Source organism: Paenibacillus sp. FSL M7-0802 (genome assembly GCF_038004945.1).
Taxonomy (GTDB): domain Bacteria; phylum Bacillota; class Bacilli; order Paenibacillales; family Paenibacillaceae; genus Paenibacillus; species Paenibacillus polymyxa_B.
Genome location: NZ_JBBOSD010000001.1, coordinates 611,820 through 634,488, shown reverse-complemented (window position 1 = coordinate 634,488; position 22,669 = coordinate 611,820). Strand labels below are relative to the sequence as shown.

Here is a 22,669-nt window from a genome sequence, read left to right as displayed (position 1 = left end):
ATGGTAGGCTCACAAATGCTGAAGCTACGAAGCTTCTATTTGTTTATTGGCTTGGCAGGGGGCATGTTTAATCCATATTTGACACTACTGCTGGTTCAGAATGGATTGACGAGCAGCAGTGTCGGTGTTCTGATGGCGATTGGTACGCTGGTATCCATTTTGGTTCAGCCGATATGGGGAATTATTGTGGATCAATATCGTCAAATGCGGCTGGTGCTCATTTTGAGTGTAGCGGTTCCGGGAATTATGGCCGTATGTTATCAGTCGGAGCGTTTTGTTCTGATGGCGCTTGTGTATTCCACTATGGCAATATTTACGGCAACGCAGGCGCCGATTGCGGATTCCTATGCGATTGTGGCGGCCAAGAAGGCAGGAACGACCTATGGCAGTATACGATTTATGGCGAGTATAGGCAATGCGGTGGGCGGTTACGCCGGGGGGCTATTTGTATCGCTGTTATCTGTGACTATGATGTGGGTACCTTTTTTGGTGCTGAACAGTCTTGCGGCCCTGACGGCGCTGGCGTTGCCGAAAAATACGGAGGAAGATCTCGTGCTGCGCAAATCGTTTTCGGACGGCATTGGTCAATTGATACGCAACAGGACATTTTTAATATTTTTGGGGGGCAGTTTTTTAGTAAATCAGACGTTAACTGCATTCAACACCTATTTTGTATTGGCCTTTAAGATGTCGGGAGGACTTACGAGTTTGGTCGGGGTTGCTCTGCTGATTGCGTCCATTACGAATGTCCCCTCCATGCTGCTCGCTTCACGAGTGATTCGAAAGATTGGGTTAGAGAGAACTCTTTTGCTAGGGGCAGTCGCTTATATGATTCGATGGGGAATTCAATTAGCTTTTCCCGACCCTACCGTTATGATTGCTGTGCAGGTGCTGCACGGATTGTCATTTGGTTTTTTCTACATCGCAGCGGTCGAGTATGTTTCACATGTAACTGAAAAGGATATGCAAGCGACCGGACAAAGCGTGTTCAATATGGTATTTGCCGGGCTGGCAGGGATTGTAGGTAATTTGTTAAATGGCTTTCTTCTTCACGCTGGAGGGCCGCAATTAATGAACCTGGCGTGTCTGATCAGCGCAACCTTGGGGGCATTAATGATGGTTTATGTATCACGTAGCCGTAAGGATGGGAAAACAGGGAAGGTACGCAAACTATCCATGAGCCTCCCTTCAGAGACTTCACAGTAGGAGTAGTGACATTAGTATTTCATTGAAATTAACAAAATGTAGTGTGAGCATCGAATCCCTGATGAGGGTGAGGATGCTCTTTTTTTAGTGCGAAAAACTTTTAAATCACGTGATATGGAACTATAGCTCACACAAAACGAATAAAGAAAATGGTTTATTCACAGGAAAATAGTGATTTTTAATAAGAGTAAGCGCTTCATCATGTTCAGTAATCGCTTTCAATCAACCGGTTTATGATTGGGAAACTAGTTTATTGTCAGTTTTCCTGCGGTCATGTCATACTAAGGCACATCCCGGACCAAAAGGGACAGACTCATGCCGATGCATGAAATGTCATAACCTCCTCCTCAGAAGAGGCGACGAACGGGAAAAGCAGACAAAGGGGTGTTCAGGAATGAGTGGGAATAAGGCTGGAGGAACATTGAAGAAGCTTCGTCTGCTGCTTGCAGCTACGGTTGCACTGTCGGTTGTATTGAGTGGATGCTCGTCGGGTGAGGCGGACAAGGCTTCGACCGCTACCGGAAACAAGGGTGGTTCATTGAAGGTTGAAATTTTTGACAGAGGCAATACACCTCAGGGCTATACCATTACTGACAGCTATTTAACCCGTTATGCAAAAGAAAACTTTGGCAAACCCAACGATATTGATCTGACGTACGTGCCCGTTCAGCGCTCCGAAGAAGTTACCAAGCTGAATGTTCTGATGGCTAGCGGTGGTGATGTACCTGATATCGTGTTCACTTATGATTCCGGAACCTTTGAACGGTATGCGGAGCAGGGTGGACTGACAGACTTGACCCCTCTGCTGAATGAGTACGGCCCAAATCTTAAAAAATTCCTCGGTGAAGATACGCTCAGCTACGGTCAGGTGGGGGGCAAGCAGTTCGCCATTCCCGGCAAACGTACCATCTTAGGGAAATATTCCTCTTTTATTCGTCAGGATTGGCTCGATACGCTGAATATGCCTGTTCCTAAAACGACAGACGAACTATACAACACGCTAAAAGCGTTCAAGGAAAAAGACCCCGGCAAGACCGGCGGTAAGGTCGTTCCGCTGGGAATGACGATGGAGCCGGGGCAATATGATCCGCTGTTGTGGTCTTTTATTAAGCCAGTGACAGATGAGCAGAAATATACGCTAACCCAAGAGCTGGGTTCCCGTGACTATCCAATCCTGCTACCTGGATTCAAGGATGGAGTTCAGTTTATGAACAAGCTTTACAATGAGAATCTGATCAGCAAGGACTTTGGTCTGGATAAGGACAAAAAACAGCTGACTCAGGATATTCAAAGCGGAAATACCGGTTTTTTCAGTGAAGATTACGACAACATCTATTATAACGACTCCGCCTATCCGAATCTGTTGGCTAACCAGTCCGCAGCGAAGCTGACTCCAATGGACCCTTATACCAACAGTGAGGGTAAGCACGCCAAGCCAGAATTTGCATCCAATGGACTCTACATTATGGTACCTAAATCCAGTGAGCATGCGATTGAGGCGATCAAGTATCTCGACTGGATGTCTTCCGAGAAGGTGCTGCTTGAAATGCAAAATGGTGTGGAAGGCGAGAACTATACCTTGAAAGACGGAATTCCAGTTGCCAAGGAGAAACCGACACAAGAAGCGCAGGATCGTATCTATAATCAGGGTGATGTGGTCATTATTGCGAATGGCAAGATTGCAGGAGACGATAACAAAAACAAGGAAGCCTTTGTTTTGGGCATGCCGTCCCAATTCCAGGAGGATGTTCGCAAGGCGATGGATATTTCCAACACGGACACAATTTCACCAGTGAAATTTGACCATCCGATTAAAGCCGAGTCAAAATACAGTAACTCATTGCTGGATAAGTTTGACGAAATGGTCGTTAAATCCGTGATGGTGCCTCCGGCGCAGTTTGATGCAACATTCGAAGCGGCGTTGAAGGATTATATGGTGAGCGGTGGTCAAGCGATATTGGATGAGCGTACCGAAGCTTATAAGGCCATGACAGGCAAGTAAGAAGGCGGAAAGTAAAGGAGGAGACAGCGCATGAAAGGGAACGTTTACTTCCGCAGATATTGGCAATTATACGCGTTGCTTGTGCTGCCCCTGGCCTACTTCATTGTGTTCAAATATGGTCCGATGTGGGGAGTACAGATCGCGTTTAAGGATTTCAACTTTTTTCAGGGAATTACAGGGAGTGAGTGGATCGGGTTCGATGCGTTTAGAGAAGTGTTTCGTATGGATGATTTTTATCGAACGCTGCGCAATACCATCGTGCTAAATCTGCTTGATTTGCTGGTATCTTTTCCAGCACCTTTAATCTTGGCGATTTTGCTCTATGAAATGAAAGTAGTCTGGTTTAAAAAGCTGTCACAAACGATTTTGTACGTTCCCCATTTTATTTCGTGGGTGATTATTGGCGGGATTGTGTACCAGGTGTTTGGTACGCAGTCCGGCATGATCAACAATGTGCTTACTTCGCTCGGGTTTCAGGCGATTCCATTTTTGACAGATAAAAATGACTGGGTACTCACCTACCTGCTGACAGGGGTGTGGCAAAGTGCAGGCTGGGGAACGATTTTGTACCTCGCTGCCTTGACTGGGATTAACCGGGAATTGTTCGAAGCTGCCGAGGTAGATGGTGCAGGACGCATGAAAAGAATTTGGTACATTACGATCCCTGGCATGAAAACGACAATTGCTACGCTGCTTATCATTAATTTGGGTAATATGATCACTATTGGCTTTGATCGTCCTTATGTAATTGGAAATGTGGCGGTTCGAGATTATTCCGATGTACTTAGCACGTTCGTGTATCGCATCGGGATGGAATCCGGGCAATATACGCTGGCAACGGTGGTAGGCCTGTTCCAAGCTGTGGTTGGTCTCATCTTCGTATTAGGCGCTAACTATGCCTCCAAGAAACTGACAGATGAAAGTATTATGTAAAGGAGCTGACATCTGATGAGTGAACGTACTGCAAATCGCACCTTTGATATCGTAACCGCCGTGTTGGTGGCTGTGGCTGTACTACTGTGCTTGGCCCCGTTTATTCACATTTTGTCTATTTCCTTTAGCTCGAACCGGGCCATTACATCCGGGGAAGTTACTTTGTTCCCAGTAGAGTTCAATTTGAAGGCATACGGAAAGGTCTTTTCTGATATGAGCATGATCCGTTCGCTCGGGTTTACAGTTATGCTGACGCTGATCACGACAGTGCTGAGTATGTTAATGACAATTATCGCAGCATATCCATTAACAAAGAAACACCTAAGAGGTCGTAAAACGATTATGTTCATTATTGTAGTAACGATGTTTTTCAGCGGCGGCATCATTCCTGAATACATTCTGGTGCGCGACTTACATTTGTTGAATAATATGTGGTCCCTTATTTTACCAGGGCTGATCAGCCCGTTTTATCTGATTATTTTGATTTCCTTTTTTAATGGGATTCCAGAAAGCTTGGGAGAAGCAGCAGAAATCGATGGCAGCAGCCAGTTCGGCACTTTGCTTCGGATTGTACTACCGCTGTCCCTGCCTGTGCTGGCGACATTAAGCCTGTTTTACGGTGTAGGCCGTTGGAACGGATTTCAGGATACGCTGATGTATATTCAAACCCCCGACTTGTTCCCGTTACAGCTCAAGCTGTATCAAATGATTCAAAATAATATGGTATCCGAGCTAACCAGGCTGGAAGGAGCCAGTGGCGCGAGAATTACGCCTGAAGGGTTGAAGGCAGCAAGTGTCATTTTTGCAACGGTTCCAATTCTGCTAGTGTATCCGTGGCTGCAAAGATATTTTGTCAGCGGCGTGATGGTGGGAGCGGTGAAAGGGTGATGATAATGAAGGCGAAGGGGGAATATTCCTTTTCCACCTGTTGGAATATTAAAAAGCATACGGTCGGCCGAGAACTTGTAGAGGAAATCCGTCAGTTGGGCTTTAGCAGGGTGGAGTTGAACTACAACATTACCCGGGAAATGCTGACGACGATTGAGCCTATGATTGAGCGGGGAGAAATCGGCATATCGAGTGTGCATAATACATTTCCTCATACACCAGACCCGGATTACGGCACGGATTCCGTTCTGCTCGGGTTTGACGATGAAAGCAAGCGACAACGTGCGATAGAGCTGTTGGTGCAATCTGCGGAATATGCGCATCGTTATGGTGCAAAAGCGGTAGTTGTGCATCCCGGAGAGGTTCCATTTCCATATGATATCAGTGAGGAACTAGAGGATATTTTCAATGAGCAGGGCAGGGATTCTGCTGCTTATCAAACGTTGTGGGGCCAAATGCTGGAGCGTCGGAATTCACTGAGTGGGCACTATGTACAACGCATCCGTGATAGTCTGGAAGAGGTGTGTGACCGCATCGCATCCAAGGGATATGATGTAGCCATTGGCATTGAAACGCGTTCACGTTGCTATCAGATGCCTACGTTGCAGGAGGCAAAGACGATTATAGATCGTTTGAAGGGTGCACCTGTCTATCTGTGGTATGACATTGGACACGGTATGATTATGGACCGAATGGGACTGTACGACAACGCCAAGGAAGCCAATGAAATGATCGACTATATTCTCGGTGTTCATATTCATGAAACCATTGGATTATCTGATCACTGGTGCCCTTATATTCATAGCGGTGATCTGGAGTTCTTTGATCGTTTCGTGAATATTATCCGGCAGGCCCCTATTAAGGTTTATGAGCTGAAAGCAGCTTGTCAGCCGGAGGATATTGAACGTAGCCATGAGTTGCTGACAAGTAAGATAGCGAAGCTTCAGCCGCAAGGATGATAAACGATTATGCATATTACAGGGGTTGAGAGGAATGTATAGTAAAATCGTAGCGATCAACGATGCCTGGGTAAAACCAGGTATGGACCATCAGGTGCTGGATGCTGACAGCCGTTATTACGGCGGAGTGACTGATGATGAGAATGGAATCGCCTGGCCTAATCATTCGGTCGGTACTCCTGCCGCAATGGCGATCTGGGCGGCAGCGCTCGTCAATCCGGATTCTGCATATTATCGGAATGAGGATGTACTCATCCGACTGGAGCTGGCTGTGCAGTACATGCTACGTGTGCAGCATGAGGACGGTTCTATTTCACCGGGCTGGACCAATTTTCACTCGCCACCGGATACAGCGTTCGTGGTGGTAGGCTACGCCCAGGTCTATCAGCTGCTGGTTGGTGACGACTGGCTGGAGCTGCGTCGGGTGATTGATGCGATCCGCTTGTTTCTGGAGCGGACGATTCCGGTCATGCTGACCGGAGGTTGCCATACGCCAAATCACCGTTGGGTATTGTGTGCTGCGCTGGGATTTCTACATGAGCTGTTTAATCTACCCGAGGCACTCGTGCGGGCCGAGGCTTGGCTAGCCGAAGGGCTGGACGGGACACCAGATGGCGAATGGACGGAGCGCAGCAACGGAATTTATAATGCCGTTAGCGATATTATGCTGATTCATGCTGCCCGATTATTAAAACAGCCGGAGCTACTAGAGTCGGTGCGCCGTAATTTACGCATGATGGTGTACCTTGTCCATCCTGATGGCGAAGTGGTCACAGAGTATTCAGGGAGACAGGATTTTGGGGTGATCCTGAACTTATCTTCTTATCTTCTACCATATGCCATGCTGGCTACAGAGGATGAGGACGCTATATTTGAAGCGATGGCTGTCGCCGCTATTCAAGTCATGGATCATCCGGGTGGTGCTCCTATCAATGCGGCTGTGCGCTTTTTACTAGATCCGCGTTTGCAAACTCGTCAAGTATTGCCAGCTACATTACCTGTCACCTACAACCAGTTACTGAACGGAGACTTCCCGAGGGCTGACTATCTAAGTCGAATGGATGAGGCAGGCCATCACCAGCAGATTTATCATAGCCGACTGCATACGGACTTTGGCGCGCCAGTCGTTCGATATCGGCAGGAGGATACCAGTGCCACGCTGATGACCGAGGCTTCATCGTTCCTATCGTTGCGGCACGGAGATGCACGATTATTGGCGGTTCAGGCTGCATCATATTTCTCGCCTGGTTTTGTACCCATGCAGAAGCTGACAGCTCATGAACACGGTTGGACGCTATCGGGCATACAGTCCAAAGGTTATTATGGCCCTGTAGCGACCTTAGATCTGCCGCCTACCTCGCAGGAGGAAGTCAGTCCGTGGTACTTGCTTCCGCATCACAAACGGCCATTAACCCATGAACAAAAGCATGAAATTCGGGTCGATGTGGATCGTCAGAGCGATATGTGGACGCTTCGTTTTCGCTCAGAGGGTCCAGTAGATTGCATGACACAGATTCGATTTATTTTTGGGCGCGAAGGACGCTTCACTTGCGGGGAATACCGGCTGGTTAACGAAACGGTTCAATGTTGGACTGGCGGTATGGCGCGCTATGAATCTGGGAATGCGTGGTTTGAGCTGATGGGAACAACCGTAGAGCATATGGCTAATTCGGTAAGGGGAGCCACTCTCCCCATGGATTGCCATACATTGCTGGTCAACTGGATGACTCCGTTTGATCAGACGATCCACATTCGTATGTCGCCTTTACCTGTGAGTGAAGTCTAAAACACAGTAAGCATCTATTTTTCGGGGATGAGGTCAATTCCCGGAGAACAGATGTTTTTTTATGTTCATTTATGTAGAGGTAGAGCGCTTCCATTGAGCTTGAAGCCATTGTGGTGTACACTGTCCAGAACAGGTGTAAATTGGAACGTCAGGAAGGCAGGACGGTTACAAGGAGGAAAGACACATATGTATGCCCGTTTAAGATCGTTAAATTATCCACTAAAACTCTATGTTTTTTTAGCACTGGCCTTATGCTCCGTAATCAGTACATTGTGGATCATTAACGTGCGACTGCCCTCAGGGGGCCGCCCTTATCTTTTTATTTGGTGGAATATGATGTTGGCCTGGATTCCTATGCTGTTGACGCTACTGCTTGATGTAATGTACAGCTCGTGGAGGCGGGGAACAAGGACATTTTTACTCTGGGTTACGGGGGCGGCATGGCTTTTCTTTTATCCCAATACACCCTATTTGATCACAGATTTGCTGCATGTATTCGCCAGATATCCATTTCTCGGGGAGCAACGTTTCTGGGGAAATCCGTACTTTTGGAATCATGTACTGGGAATGCTGCTGGTAGCCGTACTTGGCCTGACAATGGGTTTTGTATCGCTCGAATCCGTACGACAATTGGTACAGCGTGCACGTGGTGGGCTTGTTAGTTGGCTGTTTATGTTGGCGGTACTCTTGTTGAGCAGCCTGGGTATTTACATTGGCCGTTTCTTTCGAGGGAACACATGGGATATTGTTTCTGCGCCCTCTCAACTGTATGCACAGGTATCTTCTATATGGGCAGACTCCTTGCAACGTACTCATTTTGTGGAGTTTAGTGGGATGGTATTTGTTATTTTGCTCGTCAGCTATGTATCCACGATGTGCGTAGTCTGGATGGGGAACAACCGCCAGGACGAATGGCGTCGCTGGTGATTTGATTGCAGCTGAGTGGCTGGATATCATCAAAAAATTGTAAAAACAAAGGAGGAGTAGCTACAATGAACGGACAGAATCGATCCGATATTCGCGCTGGTCTTCAGGTAGATATTGTACTTAAAAAGGATCAGCCTACCGGTAAGCTGACGCGAGGAACGGTGAAAGATATTTTGACCAATTCCCCGCGTCATCCGCATGGAATCAAAGTGCGTTTGGCAGACGGACAGGTTGGGCGTGTCAAACATATCGTAACGAACGAAGGCTAGAGCTTTGGGCTGAGGAGGAATGAAGATGAACCAGGCAACGGCATGGTCTAAAAATGATCGCTACCCGCTTGTTTTACTTGTATTGCTGGCGCTTGCCCTCATTTGGTCCTTGATTCGCCCGGTGGATTATTTTACATGGGTACTGGAAGTTCTACCCGCGGTTTTGGGAGCTGTGCTGCTGACGGCTTTGTACCGTAGATTTCGGTTTACCAATCTGGTATACACCCTAATCTGGCTGCACGCATTGATCTTGATTGTCGGTGGACATTATACCTATGCCGAAATGCCACTGTTCAACTGGATCCGGGATACGTTCGGACTGGAGCGCAATTATTATGATCGACTTGGGCATTTTGTACAAGGTTTTGTACCTGCACTCATTGTCAGGGAAGTGCTGTTGCGTAAAACGGCCTTGGGAAGCGGGAGCTGGCTCACTTTCCTCACGGTTAGTGTGTGTCTTGCGATCAGCGCTGTGTACGAGCTGATTGAGTTTGCTGTAGCCAAGGCAACCGGAACGGCAGCAGAAGCCTTTTTGGGCACACAGGGAGATGTATGGGATACCCAATGGGATATGCTTCTTGCGTTCATCGGTGCCTTGACCGCAGTGATTTTGTTGAGTGGGGTACATAACAAGCTGCTGAAACAATTAAGGTATTAGCAGAATTTATTTACCTCGCTTTTATCATGCTATCTGGAATTTCGCTGTTTTTGAAGGCTACATTCGCGTCATGGGACGGCTGTCGAGGTGTAGGGTTGCTGCGTCCATATAGCTGTCCAGTAGCCGTTCAAAAATACGGTCCCACGTCTGCTCCAGGCTGTAGGCTCTACCCGCTCTGGACATCGAATCGCGAAGTGAGGCATCCTCGTACAACAGGTGTACAGCTTTGGCAAAGGCAGCGGCGTCCCCAGAAGGACACAATAGCCCTGTTTTTCCATGGATTAGATTATCTTTTACCCCGCCTTCATTGGCACCGACCACAGGTGTACCGCTCGCCATAGCCTCCAGTACAACGTTGCCGAAGGTTTCCGTGGTGGAAGGGAAGAGAAATACGTCGGCTGCGGCGTAGAGTTCAGCTAATTCCGGCCCTTTCACAAAACCAAGCCAGTGGACTGCATGCTCCGGCACCCCTATATCCGCTGTAGTTTTGACCTTATACAATGGACCATCTCCTGCAATGACCAGCACAGAGGCTGCGCGGACGTCGTCGGGTAACTGGAGATAGGAATCCAGTAACGTGTCTATCCCCTTTTCCGGTGCAAGCCTGCCCACATACAAAATAACAAATGCATCTGCATGAACGCCCCATTTCCTCCATACTGCATTACGGTCCACCTTTGGTTGAAATCGGTCAGTATCAATGCCTCTACTCCAGATTTCGAGCTGCCCCATTCCTTTATTGCGCAACAATTCCATGGTTGATTGAGAAGGGACATACACCCTTTCGCAATGTCTGTGAAACCAGAGCATGTATTTCCATAACGCAGGTTCAAGCCAGCGAAGCTTGTAATATTCGAGGTATTTATCAAAGTGGGTGTGATATGAGGCGACGAGTGGAATATGGTGTTTGGCTGCGTAGCTTGTTCCATACAGGCCAAGGTTAAACGGAGTAGCGACATGAATCAAATGCGGGGAAAAGGCTGACAGACGCTCGTTGATCTGTTTGGCGTTGGGGATCGCAAGTCTGCATTCCCGGTACAATAAAAAGGGAATACTCCGAAATCGCTCCACACCCGGCCCAGAGGGCAGATGATGGTCTGCCTCCGGTGCGAAGACGAGCGTAGATACTCCATGTGTCTCCAGATAGCCAATCCATCGTTCCAGGGTCAGAGCAGCGCCATTCACGTCAGGCGTATACGTGTCCGTAAATAATGCAACTCGAAGCATGCCTTCATTCCTCCTCCGCCATTCTCATTTATCCTATGACGTTCCAGGGGAGTCCGCTTGGAGGCTCCGGCTTTTATTGTGTCATGATTTTGTTTACGGGCTTGCCGGGTTTTGTAAAAGCTGGCCCGCGGACGGGCGCTTTTCTCGGAACATTCTGTAATAGACGAGGGAGGACAAAATATAGAAAACACCTGTCATGCTAAATGTGATGGCATAGCCCCAGTAGTTGCCATAAGTTGTTACCAAATAGGCTTGTACAGGTCCCATACCTGCGGTGCCTAGCATCCAGGTCGTCTGGAGAATGGAGTTGGCAATGCCACGATTTTTATCTGACACACGTTCGACGAGAATGGCGGTTTGCAGCGGATTTGCTGCATTCATTAGCGCTTGCCTGAATAGAAAGCTGATGGAAGCGATCCATAGCACGTTCGTAAAGCCTGTAATGAGAAGGAACGGTAGCGAAAGCATTTGGAAGCCAACTACAGCTCTGACCAGTCCTATTCGGCTACCGAGGGTAGGTCCGATCAACATGGAGAGGATGGTCATGAGCTGGCCGAGTGCAATCAGTAAACTCATTGCGCTGAGTGATACGGAGAAGCGGTTCGTAAAATACAAATTAAGATACGGGATGACCAGACCTGAACCTAACCCAAGAAAAAACTGGGCCAGAACAAATTGTCCAATAACCCGGCGATCAGAAGCAGCAGCAGGCGTCTCCGAGTCAGGTATATCGGATGTACTGTGCGGCGTATGTACTTGTTCTGTTTGAGGTGAAGATTCGGCAGGAGCTGGTGCTTCTAAGGTTGCCGTAGTTTTTGTGATGAATAATAGAGGAATAAAAGCGGTCAATGTTGCCATTCCTCCAAGGAACAGAGCAACCCGCAGACTGGATAGCGGTGTGATTCCCCACGTCTGCAGCCCATCTGCGAGTACACCACCCCCGAAGCTGCCTAGGACTTGGGCTGCCAGTACAAGAGCTGAGTAATAGCTGAATATTTTTAAGCGTTGGGCTTTACTTATGCTTTCCGCTAAGAAAGGCACAGCCAGCACCTGAATAAAGGCGGCGAATACACCTGAGATTACGGCAAATACCAACATGCTTCCACTGGTATCTGTAAAGGTACGGGCGAGAAAGGCCAGGCCGCTGAATAACGCGCCGATGAGCAGCATATTTTTGCGGCTCGTCCGATCGCCCCAAAATCCGACCGGAATGAACAGCAACGCCGTCGCTAGCGCCTGCATGCTGACCACTTGGCCGTTCATATCATCGTCAAAGCCAAGCTTTTGGATATACAGGTTGTACAGCACAGAAAACATTCCCGTACCCATCTGGTACAGCAGATTGGCCATAAAAAACAATCGGATATTACGCGGCCACTTTCGGGGCTCTTCTAACATTTTGCTAATCCATGACACGATGAGTTCCTCCTGTGACGTTGTTGCAAATAAGTTAATTCTGTTGATATGTATTCTATCAGGAACTGTACATTTCATAAATATTCCTGATCTCCGATTGTTTTGGGTAATAATAAAGCATGGACTTTACATTGAATTTTCATTATAGTAATTCGGTATGAATAAATTTGAAAGGTAAGCAGGAGGGATGGCTTTGGCTTTTGGAGCACGGGTGTTAAAAACGGGAATCGCAGTGACGCTCGCCCTTTTTCTGAGCACGCTTTTGAACACCCATTCGCCTGTGGGGGCAGCGATAGCCGCTATTTTTGCCATGCAACCGTCGATATATAGGTCGTGGCGTTATTTTCTGGATCAACTCCAAACAAGCACACTAGGTGCAATCATGGCGTTGCTGGGCGGAATGGTATTTTCGAATGAGCCGATTGCAGTCGGGCTGGTATGTGTATTGGTACTTATGATATGTCTGAAAATAAATATGGCTGATACGGTTGGATTGACACTTGTGACCGTTGTTTCTGTAATGGAAGCCTCAGGGGACTGGAAATTTGCGGTGACCCGCTTTGCACTCACTTTGATTGGGATTGTATCTGCTTTTGTCATCAATGTTAGCGTTTTTCCCCCGAAACCGAAAAGGCAGTTTATTAATCAGATTCAAAATGTATTTAACAGCATGTCTTTGTTGCTGCGTACTGCCATTTCCGATGAGATTAAGGAGTCTGTCTTTAAAGAGGAAAAAGGAAATCTGGAGGGAGCAATTAAATCGCTGTCGGACAAATATCATTTGTTCGAGGAAGAGCAGAAGAAGCTCAAGCGCTCTAAGTTTAGTCAAACGAGACAAATGGTAGTATACAAACAAATGCTCGGAAGTTTGCACAAAGGATATGAGGTACTGGATGCAGTGGAAAGGCACTACTTCCAGTCTCTACGGCCAAAGGGAACGGATGCTTTTTTTGACAGTCATCTGGAGCTACTGATTCGTTTTCACGAGCATGCTCTACTGAAATTCGAAAATAAGCTAAAACCGAATGAGGACGAAAGTGAATTGTTTCAGCAAGCCAACGGCGAATTTATGAAGCATGCGATTACACGTTTTGACCATTGTCAGGAGGGAATGCTGCGGCTTTCCATTGTAGCTGCGGCGATGTACGACTATGGTCATCAGCTGGAGAGGTTGAGCAGACTGGCCGATCATATTCATCCTGTGGAAGAGAGCAGATAGGCGAATTTCCTAAAAGAAAAGCGACCGCATTCATCAATCAGATGGCTGGTCGCTTTTTTATGTAATGAATTCAATTATGTAAGAACAGGTTAATAGAAGGTTGCCAGAACGCACAAAAAAAGCCCACTGGTTGCGAACAGGGACCGAACTTGCTACAATAGAGGATGCTCTGTTTTATGGTAAAACCATATGCATAAGTTGTGAATTACACTTCTTGTTATATTATAGCATGCTTCAAAGGATTAGTCAATTTTCCCGGATCAGGGGGATGCCGCGAGTATGCCCGGGTCCATAATAGAGCATAGTTTGTACGCAAGGGAGCCCTGCGTGGAGCAGGAGGAAACGGAACAGGAGCGATGTCAGTGACTACTGAACAGCAATGGAATGAAGAACAACGAAGAGTAGAAGATGTGACCGCAGTAATTAGCGGGCGTATTCGGAAGCTAGAGACAGAGGTTGGTTCTGTGCGCGGAGATGTCGTCGATATGCGTAAAGACTTCTGGGATGAGGTAACGATCAATTTCAGTGAGGCGGATGATGTGGGCGAGACGTCCACCAGTTTGCGTCAGCAGTCTGAGATTTTGTCTGAGCGGGAACGAAGACACAAGCATTCTACAGAGGCGTTAGGTCGTTTGAAAAAGTTACTTGATTCACCGTATTTTGCACGCATTGATTTTGCTGAGGAAGGGCAGACTGCGGAACGTGTTTATCTGGGGATTGCCTCCCTGCTGGATAATCAAGATGAGGAGTTTCTGATATACGACTGGCGCGCGCCTATTTCCAATCTTTATTACGATAACATGCCGGGGCCCGCTTCATATAAGACCCCGGCAGGGGAGATGGAAGGGGAACTCACGCTTAAGCGCCAATTCTCGATCCGTGATGGACAGATCCGTTTTATGTTCGATACAGGGGTGACGATTGGAGACGAACTTCTTCAAGCAGTATTGAGCCGCAGCTCGGATGCTCAAATGAAAAGTATTGTCGCTACCATCCAAAAGGAGCAGAATCGCATCATCCGTGATGATCGAAGTCGGATGCTCATTGTTCAGGGGGCGGCGGGAAGTGGCAAAACCTCTGCTGCGCTTCAGAGAGTAGCGTATTTACTGTATAAGTACCGGGATCGCTTACGAGCGGATCAGGTCGTGTTATTTTCGCCTAACCCGATGTTCAACAGTTACGTATCGACAGTATTGCCTGAATTGGGTGAGGAAAATATGCTTCAGGCCACGTTTCAGGAATATTTGGAGCGGCGTTTGGGCCGGGAGTTTCAGTTAGAAGATCCATTTGAACAGCTGGAATATGTGCTTTCAGCGTCGTTACAGCCTGGGTATGAAGCTAGGATGGAGGGTATCCGCTTTAAGTCGTCCAAGACATTCTTACATGTGATTACAGGCTACAAGACGTATTTGGAAAAGGAGGGAATGCGTTTTAAACCCATCCGCTTTCAGGGACGTGAGGTGGTTTCAGTAGAGCAAATGGCACGCAAGTTTTATGAATTCGACTCTACGGTGCGGCTGGCGAACCGATTGGAACTGCTGCGGGATTGGATGCTCAAAGAGCTGGCCCGCTTTGGTAAGGAAGAATGCTCCGCCCCATGGGTGGATCAACAGATGGATCTGATGGAGCCGGAGGATTATCAGCGTGCCTATAACCGCATGCGCCGTAAATCCAAGAATAAGGGCGATACCTTCGACGATTTTACGCGTGAAAGAGAAATATTGGCGCGTATGGTGGTCAGTGACCGCTTAAAGCCCCTGCGCAAATGGATTAAGGCGCTTCGCTTCGTAGATACGACCCGGCTCTACAGCGAGCTGTTTATGAACGAGACGCTGCTGAGCCAACTGGCGAATCATGCAGAGCTGCCCGTCAGCTGGGGTGAAATTAGTCGACAAACCCTGGAACGAATTCAGGCTGGGGAGTTAGCGTATGAGGATGTGACACCCTTTTTATATTTGCGTGAGTTGATGCTGGGTTTCCGTTCTAATAGCAACATCCGTCACGTGTTTATTGATGAGGCACAGGACTATTCCCCATTCCAACTGGCTTTCTTCAAGCGCTTATTTCCACAGGCTAAAATGACGGCACTGGGTGATTTTAATCAGGCTATCTATGCCCATGCCTCGGTGCTTCAGGATGCAGAGCCATTGTATGACTTGTATGGTGCAGATCAGACCGAAATGATTTCCCTGACACGAAGCTATCGCTCAACACAGGAGATTGTGGAATTTACCCGGGAAATGGTCGCTGGGGGAGAGCACATTGTGCCGTTTAATCGTAAGGGTGAGAAGCCTCTTGTAACCGAGGTGCATTCGCGTGAAAAGTTGCATCAACAGATAGCTGGGAATGTCACAGAATTGTTGGCTGAAGGGTATGAATCCATTGCGGTGATTTGTAAAAATGCTGACGAAAGCGCGGCAGCCTACGAAGCGCTGGAAGGAAAGCTGTCAGTGAAGCCAAAATTAATTAAGAAAACAACTCCCGCTTTTGAAAAGGGGATTCATATCATTCCGGCCTACCTGGCAAAAGGCGTGGAATTCGATGCGGTCCTGATTTATGACGGATCAGCGAAACAATACCAGCGTGAGAGTGAGCGTAAGTTATTCTACACCGCCTGTACGCGAGCGATGCATCTGCTGCATATTTATAGCATAGGGGAGATTACGCCATTCGTGAGTTTACGGGATTCGGATACGTATACTCGCAAAGTGGAAGAAAGTGATCGTGTTCTATAGAGAGGACATTGGCAATCAGCTGGGGGCAAATACCTTAGAAACCCATGCGATGCTTGAATAGATGTAGAGTTGGCTGGCATTATGGAGCGTATTCCAGTAGCATAAGCAAATAAGAAAAACAGGTAAGAAGCATAAACGGAGGTTACAAACGTAATGGACATGAAGAGTGTATTTCAACGCCCGCCGCTGGCGGACTGTGTACCCGAGCTGGTGGCTACAGCTAGAGGGGAGCGCAAGGCATCGCTGGTGATCCGCGGAGGAACGCTGGTCAATGTGGTATCGGGCGAATTGCTGCCAGGCATGTCTATTGCTGTGCAAGGTTCTCGTATCGCTTACGTCGGTAGGGACGTCAGTCATACGATTGGAGAAGACACCATAATCATTGAAGCCGAAGGCCGCTATATGGCACCGGGGTTACTGGACGGACATTGTCACATCGAAAGCACACAGCTGACCGTAACTGAGTTCGCTAAGGCTGTACTGCCGCTGGGAGTGACGGGTGGTTTTTTTGACCCGCATGAAATTTCCAATGTACTGGGTCTAAAAGGGCTTCGTCTGATGCTGGACGAAGCACGTACGACACCGCTGGCTGCTTACATGCAGGTGGCTTCTTGCGTGCCGTCCACAGGTCCGGAACTGGAAACGACGGGTGCCTCCTTCGGCCCGGCGGAAGTCGCAGAGGCGTTAAGCTGGGGCCCGGATATGATCGGGCTGGGCGAAGTCATGAATTTCCCTGGTGTCGTCTATGGAGACGATGTGATGATCGGGGAAATTCAGGCCACGCTGCGCGCGGGCAAGGTGGCGGATGGCCATTTTACATGGGCCTCCGATGATTGGCGTCTGCCGGTCTATGCAGCCGCGGGAATTACGGGCGACCACGAGTGTGTCACGCCCGAGGATGTAGCCGAGCGTATCCGACTCGGCATGTATGCCAAGATGCGGCAAGGCTCCGCATGGCATGATGTGGCCGAGACGATCCGAGCCAGCACGGAAATGGGTCTCGACACGCGCCGCATGATGCTGGTAACGGATGACCGCAGCGCAGAATCCTTGCTCCATGAAGGACAGATGGATTTCGTCGTGCGTCATGCCATTGCACAGGGCGTCAAGCCCGTAACCGCGTTTCAGATGGCCACGCTGAATACGGCAGAGCGCTTCGGCGTGGCACGGGATATCGGAGCGATCATTCCGGGTGCGATTGCCGACATTATTTTGCTTGATGGCCGATTGGCCGAAGTGAATGTGACGGCTACCATCGCAGCGGGCCAGCTGGTGGCCGAGCACGGTCAAATGGTCGCCGATTGGGACGGCTTCGATTATCCTGCGGAAGTGATGGACACCGTCCATCTGGGGCGAGAGCTGAGTGCTGCAGATTTCCGCATTGCGGCTCCAGTACAGGAGGGGGATGTACCTGTACGAGTGATTCGTGTTACGGAAAATCACGTGGACACGAAGGAAGTGCGGATGACCGTTCCGGTCCGTAATGGAGAAGTCACGGCAGATTCTGCACAGGATTTGTGCAAAATAGCCGTTTTCGAGCGCCATCATGCCAGTGGCAGTCACGCGGTTGCACTTGTAACAGGTGTAGGCTTCACCGAGCCGGCTGCGATTGCCATGACCGTCGCGCATGATAGCCACAACCTGCTCGTCATTGGTAATGATGACGAGCTCATGACCCAGGCGGCGAAGCAGGCTGTTGCCCTGCGTGGTGGCGTGGTCGTCGTATCCGCCTCGGGTGAGACGCGCTTCCCGCTGCCTATCGCCGGGCTGATGTCCCCAGCTCCGTTTGCAGAGGTGGCTGCGCAGTCCGAAAGTATCAGCCGGGCGCTTCAGCAATCCGGCTGCATGCTGAACAACGCGCTGATGACACTGTCACTGCTCGCACTGGTCGTTATCCCTGAAATCCGTCTGTCGGATCAGGGGCTTGTCGTGATCGGAGCGGATGGCATCCGCAAGGTATCTCTTTTCGTGGAAGAGGATGCTGCGGAAGTCTGATAGAACACGTCGCTGGGGGTTGTCCTGCAGGTCTGCCCAGACCTGAGGGATAACCCCTGTTTTTCATATACGAAGCCAAAAAAGTTATCTTCGATTCCTTTATAAAAGTCAAGGAGTGGTGAGCAGATGCATCCCTGTTATCGTTCATTAGAAAAGATGGCTCATCAAGCCTCGATTATAGAGCAGGATTGGAACAGGTTTGTAGAGCAAACCCATGTGAAGCATATTCAGCAGGGAATTTGCCTTTTATCTTTTGGAGACGAAAAAAGTGTAATTAGAAAAAATCACATTATACAGTTGTGTTACTTATAATCTTCAGAAAACCGTTTTTCCCAGCGGTAAACATTAACTGATTAATGGATTTTCTTGCGGTATCGTTAAACAAATACCACTCATCTTTCGATACGTCATGAACTAAAATCTCTGGATATTCTGTTGAAAGTTCAGATGGAACAGGACTAATTAAAGAATAAATATCAAAACGAACTAAGCTTTTCCCTTTTTGGTCTAAGAAATCATATTGTGCATTTTTATAATAAGACCCAAATGTGTCAATAGTGAAGCTCCAAGAGTAGTTTGCAGGTGCTTCAACCTTTTCACCTATGTTTTTTGCGAAAATATTATAAATGGTTTCATTAAATGCATTTACATTAATTTGCTGAACTACGCCGCCCATAAACATATGGTATTCATATTGCAATGCTTTTACTTGTACACCGTCTATGAACAATGGTTTAGTATCAACAGTCACTGCAAAGTTGTTGTAATTGACATTACAGCCAAACGTCTCTGCAATAAAACGAAGTGGAACATATATGCGATTATTTTTCGTGTATGGTTTTACATCAAGCAGTATCTTTTCTCCGTTTTTTTTCGCGGTGTTTCTATTTATTGCTAATTTCACTTTCATATCGCTTTTAGCGAGAATAACCTCGGAATTGGACCACTCGACGCTAGCCCCCAAACTTTCACTAATAACACGTAGAGGTACCATTGTGCGTTTGTTCTTCATTTCGGGCTTCACATCGGATGTAGTAGTCACACCGTCAACTTTGATTTGATTTTCTGCTGCATAAGTAGTGGACGATGAAATAAATAAAAAAATTGTAAGAAAAGCCCCAAAGAAAGCTTTTTTCATAAATGATTGCTCCTTTCTTGGTTTAATTTGTTGCGAGCAATTTTACCCCATATTAAGACGCAACTGGATAAAGATCGTTGCGCTGTCCTGTCTGTTAACTTAACGTAACAACCAGTTTGTACTATTTAATTAACTTCCGACATTTACCAACTTTAAACTTCTAATCTTCCTGGGGAATTATGTCGATAACATTGAATATTATTCATAAAATTTATCAAAGTAAATCCTTAGGGGGAAAGTTAATGAGAATACAGCTAAAAGTTGCGATTTCTCTAGCATGTTTAATGATGTTTATAGGTTGCTCAGCCTCACCAGTATCACAGCAGACGACCAAGATTACACTTTTGAATTCCAAAAGTGAAATAAAAACTCAGTTAGAAGAAGTAGCAAAACAATACAATCAAGAGCACTCTGAAGTATCTTTGGAGATTATTACCGCTCCTGAGGGGACGTCTGCATATCAAAAGCTGATGTCGATGTACGGCTCAGGAAGTCCCGCTACCATGTCGATGCTGGATCCTGGGGATGCTCAGCAATTTCTGGATAAAGCCGTTGATTTAAGCAAAGAAAAGTGGGTAGCTGATACGATAGAAAATGGACTTGACGCCGTTAAGAAAAGTGATGCTGTGCTGGGGTTTCCATTTGCAGTGGAAGGCTACGGATTAATTTACAATAAGAAAGTGCTGGACAAAGCAACAGGTGGGGCTTTTGATGCTTCCTCGGTAAAAAGTAGAAGCAACCTGAACTCATTAATGGCTAAGATTCAGAAGACGGGAGTAGCACCGGTCATGCTTTCACCAATGGACTGGTCTCTCGGCTCTCATCTTTTAGCTTTATCTTATTCTGTTCAGCCTGGGGGTTTTCCGGAGTTTGTTAAAGGTATGCAGGATAACTCCATAGACATGTCCCAAAACAGTGTGATGTCTGGATGGGTACAAACTTTAGACCTACTCAAGGATAACAGCATCAATAAGCATTCGCCTTTGGACAGCACGTATGACGATGGAGCTAAAGCATTAGGAGAGGGAAAAGTGGGGCTTTGGTTTATGGGCAACTGGGCTTGGGCGGGGATTAAGAGCAATGATACAGCAAATGAGGAATACGGTTTTTTGCCCCTTCCGTTAAGCGATAATACGGATGACCCTAACAATGCTAAGATTACAGTCGGTGTAACAAAGTATATTTTCATTGACTCCACAGCTACCACACCTCAGGAGCAAGAGGAAGCAAAGAAGTTTCTGAACTGGCTGGTATACGACAAGTCCGGACAAGATTTTCTTGTAAACAAGGCTAATACGGTACCCGCGTTCAAAAATATTGATTTAGAGCCTGCCGATCCTTTGGGAAGATCAATCAAGTCGTATATCTCGAGCGGAAAGACGCTGCCGTTTATGTCAACCCTTCCACCTGATCATGGGGCCATCACAGGAGCATCTATCCAAAGCTACATCAGTGGAAAGATAGATAAGGCTGAGCTGTTGCGCCAAATACGCATATATTGGAAAGCTCAGCAGTGATGACACGAGACCAGTCACGGGAGGAAGATAAAGATGTTTAAATTAACGTTAAAGAAAAAAATAATTAGTGCAGCGCTCATACTGGTTATCGTACTTTCCCTTTCAAGTGTTATAGGCGTCATTAAGATGTCGGAAATGGGAGAGGCTTCTGACAAGGTAAATAACAGGTCTTTACCCGCGGTTATTCTTCTTCAGGGTATGGATAAGCAGATTACAGAAATCGATAGACTCACCGTTCGATTGATACTTGAAGAGGATGCGGCTGTTCGCAGCACTTATCAAGAAGAACTAACCAAAGCTACTGCTTCAATGGATAAGAGTGTAAATGAATATCAAAGTTTAGCCTCTACGGCAGAGGAAAAAGAACTGTTCACCAACTTTTATGGTCAGTGGGCAATGTATCTTCGCCATCTCAAAGTGGTTTCCGCTGCCATGGAAGAAAACGACAAAGTGATGGCCTACATGATCATTCATGGAAATTCTTCTATTTATAAGGCAGCATTAGACGATGTAAATAAACTGAAGCTACTTAATGAGCAGTACGCTACTGATGCCGCTAATCAATCGAGTCAATCTTACCATTCAGGTAGAATTTTAATGATTTCTCTGACGATCATATGTACGATACTTGGAATCATTGGTTCTTTTTTACTGGCTCAATCGTTCACTAAGCCCATATTAAAGATAGCGGAACAGATAAAGCTGGTAACGAGGGGGAACCTGCAAGTGGAACCCCTTAGTATCCGATCAAAAGATGAGGTCGGGGAACTGGCATCCGATTTTAATGAAATGTGCGATTCACTGCGCAACCTTTTAAAGGAAGTTGTGGATAATTCCTTACTGGTTGCCTCTACGGCTGAACAGTTAACGGCCAGTGCGGAACAGACAAGCATCGCTACCGAGCAGATAGCTATAAGTGCCACTCAAGTCGCAGAGGGATCTCAGACACAGCTTGCAGATATAGCTGAAACGCTGAATTACACGGTAGACGTTTCTAAAAGTGTAGACAACATAACCAATCGCTTTGTTCATGTGGCTAATCTCACAACCCAAGCACAAGAAAAAGCAAACAACGGGAAAACCCGAATGTCTTCGACTGTCTCCCAAATAAGAGATGTGCATACCAAGGTAACTCAATCCGCTGAAGTGGTAAATATTCTAGGCGAAAAGTCGGCGGAGATTAAACAGATCACAGCTATGATCAGTGATATAGCAGCCCGAACCAACTTGCTTTCACTAAATGCGAGTATAGAAGCTGCAAGAGCGGGAGAGCAGGGAAAAGGGTTTGCGGTTGTTGCTTTTGAAGTACGCAATTTGTCGGCACAAGCAAGTGAAGCAACAGGCAAGATCTCTTCTCTGGTCAACGAAATTACCTTAAGAACAAACGAAGTCGTGCTTTCAATGAACGAAGGTGTTCAATCTCTAAATGAAGGTATGATGCTTGTCGAAGGTGTCGGTAACGTCTTTTCTGAGATTGTAGGTGCCGTTGAAGAAGTGAGCGGTGAGGTGGACACTGCGGCTGTAGAAGCAAGATCTGTAAATGAAGGAACCGTTTCTATGGTGGAATCTATGAGAAAAATTGCTGAAATCTCCGAACGTGCAGCCGATTCTACTCAAACAGTCGCAAGCGTGGTCGAGGAAACTACCGCTTCCATGCAGGAAGTGTCTGCAGGTGCTAACATGCTTGCCAAGCGGGCGGAAGAGATGAATCAAACGGTGTCGGTATTCAAGATTTAAAATAAGCTTCAAATTAACTGGAGTTAAGAGCGGCAGCCTTGGACGAGAAAAACAAGT

The 22,669-nt window shown here is 47.2% G+C and carries 17 protein-coding genes; 14 read left to right on the top strand and 3 right to left on the bottom strand.

Annotated features, from left to right (window positions below; translation table 11 throughout):
- The 9 genes from MHB54_RS03210 to MHB54_RS03170 all read left to right on the top strand — a co-directional run bounded on the left by MHB54_RS03210 (position 1) and on the right by MHB54_RS03170 (position 9,628).
- The gene (locus tag MHB54_RS03210; RefSeq protein ID WP_023988092.1) at positions 1–1,206 is read left to right on the top strand and encodes an MFS transporter; all 1,206 of its coding nucleotides are present in this window, start codon (positions 1–3) and stop codon (positions 1,204–1,206) included.
- A 394-nt stretch (positions 1,207–1,600) separates the two neighbouring features.
- Positions 1,601–3,208 (top strand): extracellular solute-binding protein, encoded by a 1,608-nt coding sequence (locus MHB54_RS03205; protein WP_209941677.1) that lies wholly within the window; start codon positions 1,601–1,603, stop codon positions 3,206–3,208.
- 30 nt (positions 3,209–3,238) lie between these two features.
- Entirely contained in the window at positions 3,239–4,141 is a 903-nt protein-coding gene (locus MHB54_RS03200; RefSeq protein ID WP_025721738.1) for an ABC transporter permease, read from the top strand.
- A 15-nt stretch (positions 4,142–4,156) separates the two neighbouring features.
- Positions 4,157–5,029, top strand: coding sequence for a carbohydrate ABC transporter permease (locus MHB54_RS03195; RefSeq protein WP_023988095.1), 873 nt, complete (start codon positions 4,157–4,159; stop codon positions 5,027–5,029).
- Positions 5,029–5,988 (top strand): sugar phosphate isomerase/epimerase family protein, encoded by a 960-nt coding sequence (locus MHB54_RS03190; RefSeq protein ID WP_034095012.1) that lies wholly within the window; start codon positions 5,029–5,031, stop codon positions 5,986–5,988. The genes MHB54_RS03195 and MHB54_RS03190 overlap by 1 nt, the downstream gene beginning before the upstream one ends.
- Positions 5,989–6,022: 34 nt before the next feature.
- A complete protein-coding gene (locus MHB54_RS03185) occupies positions 6,023–7,774 on the top strand; it encodes a hypothetical protein (RefSeq protein ID WP_264453911.1) in 1,752 nt (583 codons plus the stop codon).
- A 186-nt stretch (positions 7,775–7,960) separates the two neighbouring features.
- Positions 7,961–8,701 carry a DUF1361 domain-containing protein gene (locus MHB54_RS03180; RefSeq protein ID WP_069080066.1) on the top strand — a complete coding sequence of 247 codons (741 nt, stop codon included), beginning with the start codon at positions 7,961–7,963 and terminating at the stop codon, positions 8,699–8,701.
- Between the two features lie 65 nt (positions 8,702–8,766).
- Positions 8,767–8,970: a YwbE family protein gene (locus MHB54_RS03175; RefSeq protein WP_013309792.1), complete on the top strand. Its 204-nt coding sequence runs from the start codon at positions 8,767–8,769 to the stop codon at positions 8,968–8,970.
- A 25-nt stretch (positions 8,971–8,995) separates the two neighbouring features.
- Positions 8,996–9,628 carry a DUF2238 domain-containing protein gene (locus tag MHB54_RS03170; RefSeq protein WP_023988099.1) on the top strand — a complete coding sequence of 211 codons (633 nt, stop codon included), beginning with the start codon at positions 8,996–8,998 and terminating at the stop codon, positions 9,626–9,628.
- Positions 9,629–9,685: 57 nt separating this feature from the next.
- Here MHB54_RS03170 and MHB54_RS03165 read toward each other — a convergent pair whose 3' ends face one another.
- Together MHB54_RS03165 and MHB54_RS03160 are read right to left on the bottom strand one after the other, a co-directional pair.
- Positions 9,686–10,855, bottom strand: a complete 1,170-nt coding sequence (locus tag MHB54_RS03165) for a glycosyltransferase family 4 protein (RefSeq protein ID WP_023988100.1) — start codon at positions 10,853–10,855, stop codon at positions 9,686–9,688.
- Positions 10,856–10,948: 93 nt separating this feature from the next.
- Positions 10,949–12,271 carry an MFS transporter gene (locus tag MHB54_RS03160; protein WP_023988101.1) on the bottom strand — a complete coding sequence of 441 codons (1,323 nt, stop codon included), beginning with the start codon at positions 12,269–12,271 and terminating at the stop codon, positions 10,949–10,951.
- Positions 12,272–12,458: 187 nt separating this feature from the next.
- Between MHB54_RS03160 and MHB54_RS03155 the strand changes: the two genes are divergently transcribed.
- The 3 genes from MHB54_RS03155 to MHB54_RS03145 all read left to right on the top strand — a co-directional run bounded on the left by MHB54_RS03155 (position 12,459) and on the right by MHB54_RS03145 (position 18,220).
- On the top strand, positions 12,459–13,490 hold the full coding sequence (locus tag MHB54_RS03155; protein WP_175405266.1) for an FUSC family protein: 1,032 nt from the start codon (positions 12,459–12,461) through the stop codon (positions 13,488–13,490).
- Between the two features lie 356 nt (positions 13,491–13,846).
- Complete coding sequence (helD, locus tag MHB54_RS03150; RefSeq protein ID WP_264453908.1) at positions 13,847–16,225, top strand: RNA polymerase recycling motor HelD; 2,379 nt, start codon at positions 13,847–13,849, stop codon at positions 16,223–16,225.
- Positions 16,226–16,378: 153 nt separating this feature from the next.
- Positions 16,379–18,220 carry an adenine deaminase gene (locus tag MHB54_RS03145; protein ID WP_028542774.1) on the top strand — a complete coding sequence of 614 codons (1,842 nt, stop codon included), beginning with the start codon at positions 16,379–16,381 and terminating at the stop codon, positions 18,218–18,220.
- 289 nt (positions 18,221–18,509) lie between these two features.
- Here the strand turns inward: MHB54_RS03145 and MHB54_RS03140 are convergent, their stop codons facing one another.
- Positions 18,510–19,358, bottom strand: a complete 849-nt coding sequence (locus MHB54_RS03140) for a copper amine oxidase N-terminal domain-containing protein (protein WP_023988106.1) — start codon at positions 19,356–19,358, stop codon at positions 18,510–18,512.
- A gap of 242 nt (positions 19,359–19,600) precedes the next feature.
- On the opposite strand from MHB54_RS03140, the gene MHB54_RS03135 reads away from it, so the two are divergent.
- A complete protein-coding gene (locus MHB54_RS03135; protein WP_023988107.1) occupies positions 19,601–20,875 on the top strand; it encodes an ABC transporter substrate-binding protein in 1,275 nt (424 codons plus the stop codon).
- A gap of 33 nt (positions 20,876–20,908) precedes the next feature.
- On the top strand, positions 20,909–22,612 hold the full coding sequence (locus MHB54_RS03130) for a methyl-accepting chemotaxis protein (protein WP_034095013.1): 1,704 nt from the start codon (positions 20,909–20,911) through the stop codon (positions 22,610–22,612).
- Positions 22,613–22,669: the final 57 nt, after the last annotated feature.

Bases quoted from the DNA above. Each gene is read 5' to 3' on its own strand.
- MHB54_RS03210 (WP_023988092.1), top strand. From the start codon at position 1: ATGGTAGGCTCACAAATGCTGAAGCTACGAAGCTTCTATTTGTTTATT.
- MHB54_RS03205 (WP_209941677.1), top strand. From the start codon at position 1,601: ATGAGTGGGAATAAGGCTGGAGGAACATTGAAGAAGCTTCGTCTGCTG.
- MHB54_RS03200 (WP_025721738.1), top strand. From the start codon at position 3,239: ATGAAAGGGAACGTTTACTTCCGCAGATATTGGCAATTATACGCGTTG.
- MHB54_RS03195 (WP_023988095.1), top strand. From the start codon at position 4,157: ATGAGTGAACGTACTGCAAATCGCACCTTTGATATCGTAACCGCCGTG.
- MHB54_RS03190 (WP_034095012.1), top strand. From the start codon at position 5,029: ATGATAATGAAGGCGAAGGGGGAATATTCCTTTTCCACCTGTTGGAAT.
- MHB54_RS03185 (WP_264453911.1), top strand. From the start codon at position 6,023: ATGTATAGTAAAATCGTAGCGATCAACGATGCCTGGGTAAAACCAGGT.
- MHB54_RS03180 (WP_069080066.1), top strand. From the start codon at position 7,961: ATGTATGCCCGTTTAAGATCGTTAAATTATCCACTAAAACTCTATGTT.
- MHB54_RS03175 (WP_013309792.1), top strand. From the start codon at position 8,767: ATGAACGGACAGAATCGATCCGATATTCGCGCTGGTCTTCAGGTAGAT.
- MHB54_RS03170 (WP_023988099.1), top strand. From the start codon at position 8,996: ATGAACCAGGCAACGGCATGGTCTAAAAATGATCGCTACCCGCTTGTT.
- MHB54_RS03165 (WP_023988100.1), bottom strand. From the start codon at position 10,855: ATGCTTCGAGTTGCATTATTTACGGACACGTATACGCCTGACGTGAAT.
- MHB54_RS03155 (WP_175405266.1), top strand. From the start codon at position 12,459: ATGGCTTTGGCTTTTGGAGCACGGGTGTTAAAAACGGGAATCGCAGTG.
- helD (WP_264453908.1), top strand. From the start codon at position 13,847: ATGTCAGTGACTACTGAACAGCAATGGAATGAAGAACAACGAAGAGTA.
- MHB54_RS03145 (WP_028542774.1), top strand. From the start codon at position 16,379: ATGGACATGAAGAGTGTATTTCAACGCCCGCCGCTGGCGGACTGTGTA.
- MHB54_RS03140 (WP_023988106.1), bottom strand. From the start codon at position 19,358: ATGAAAAAAGCTTTCTTTGGGGCTTTTCTTACAATTTTTTTATTTATT.
- MHB54_RS03135 (WP_023988107.1), top strand. From the start codon at position 19,601: ATGAGAATACAGCTAAAAGTTGCGATTTCTCTAGCATGTTTAATGATG.
- MHB54_RS03130 (WP_034095013.1), top strand. From the start codon at position 20,909: ATGTTTAAATTAACGTTAAAGAAAAAAATAATTAGTGCAGCGCTCATA.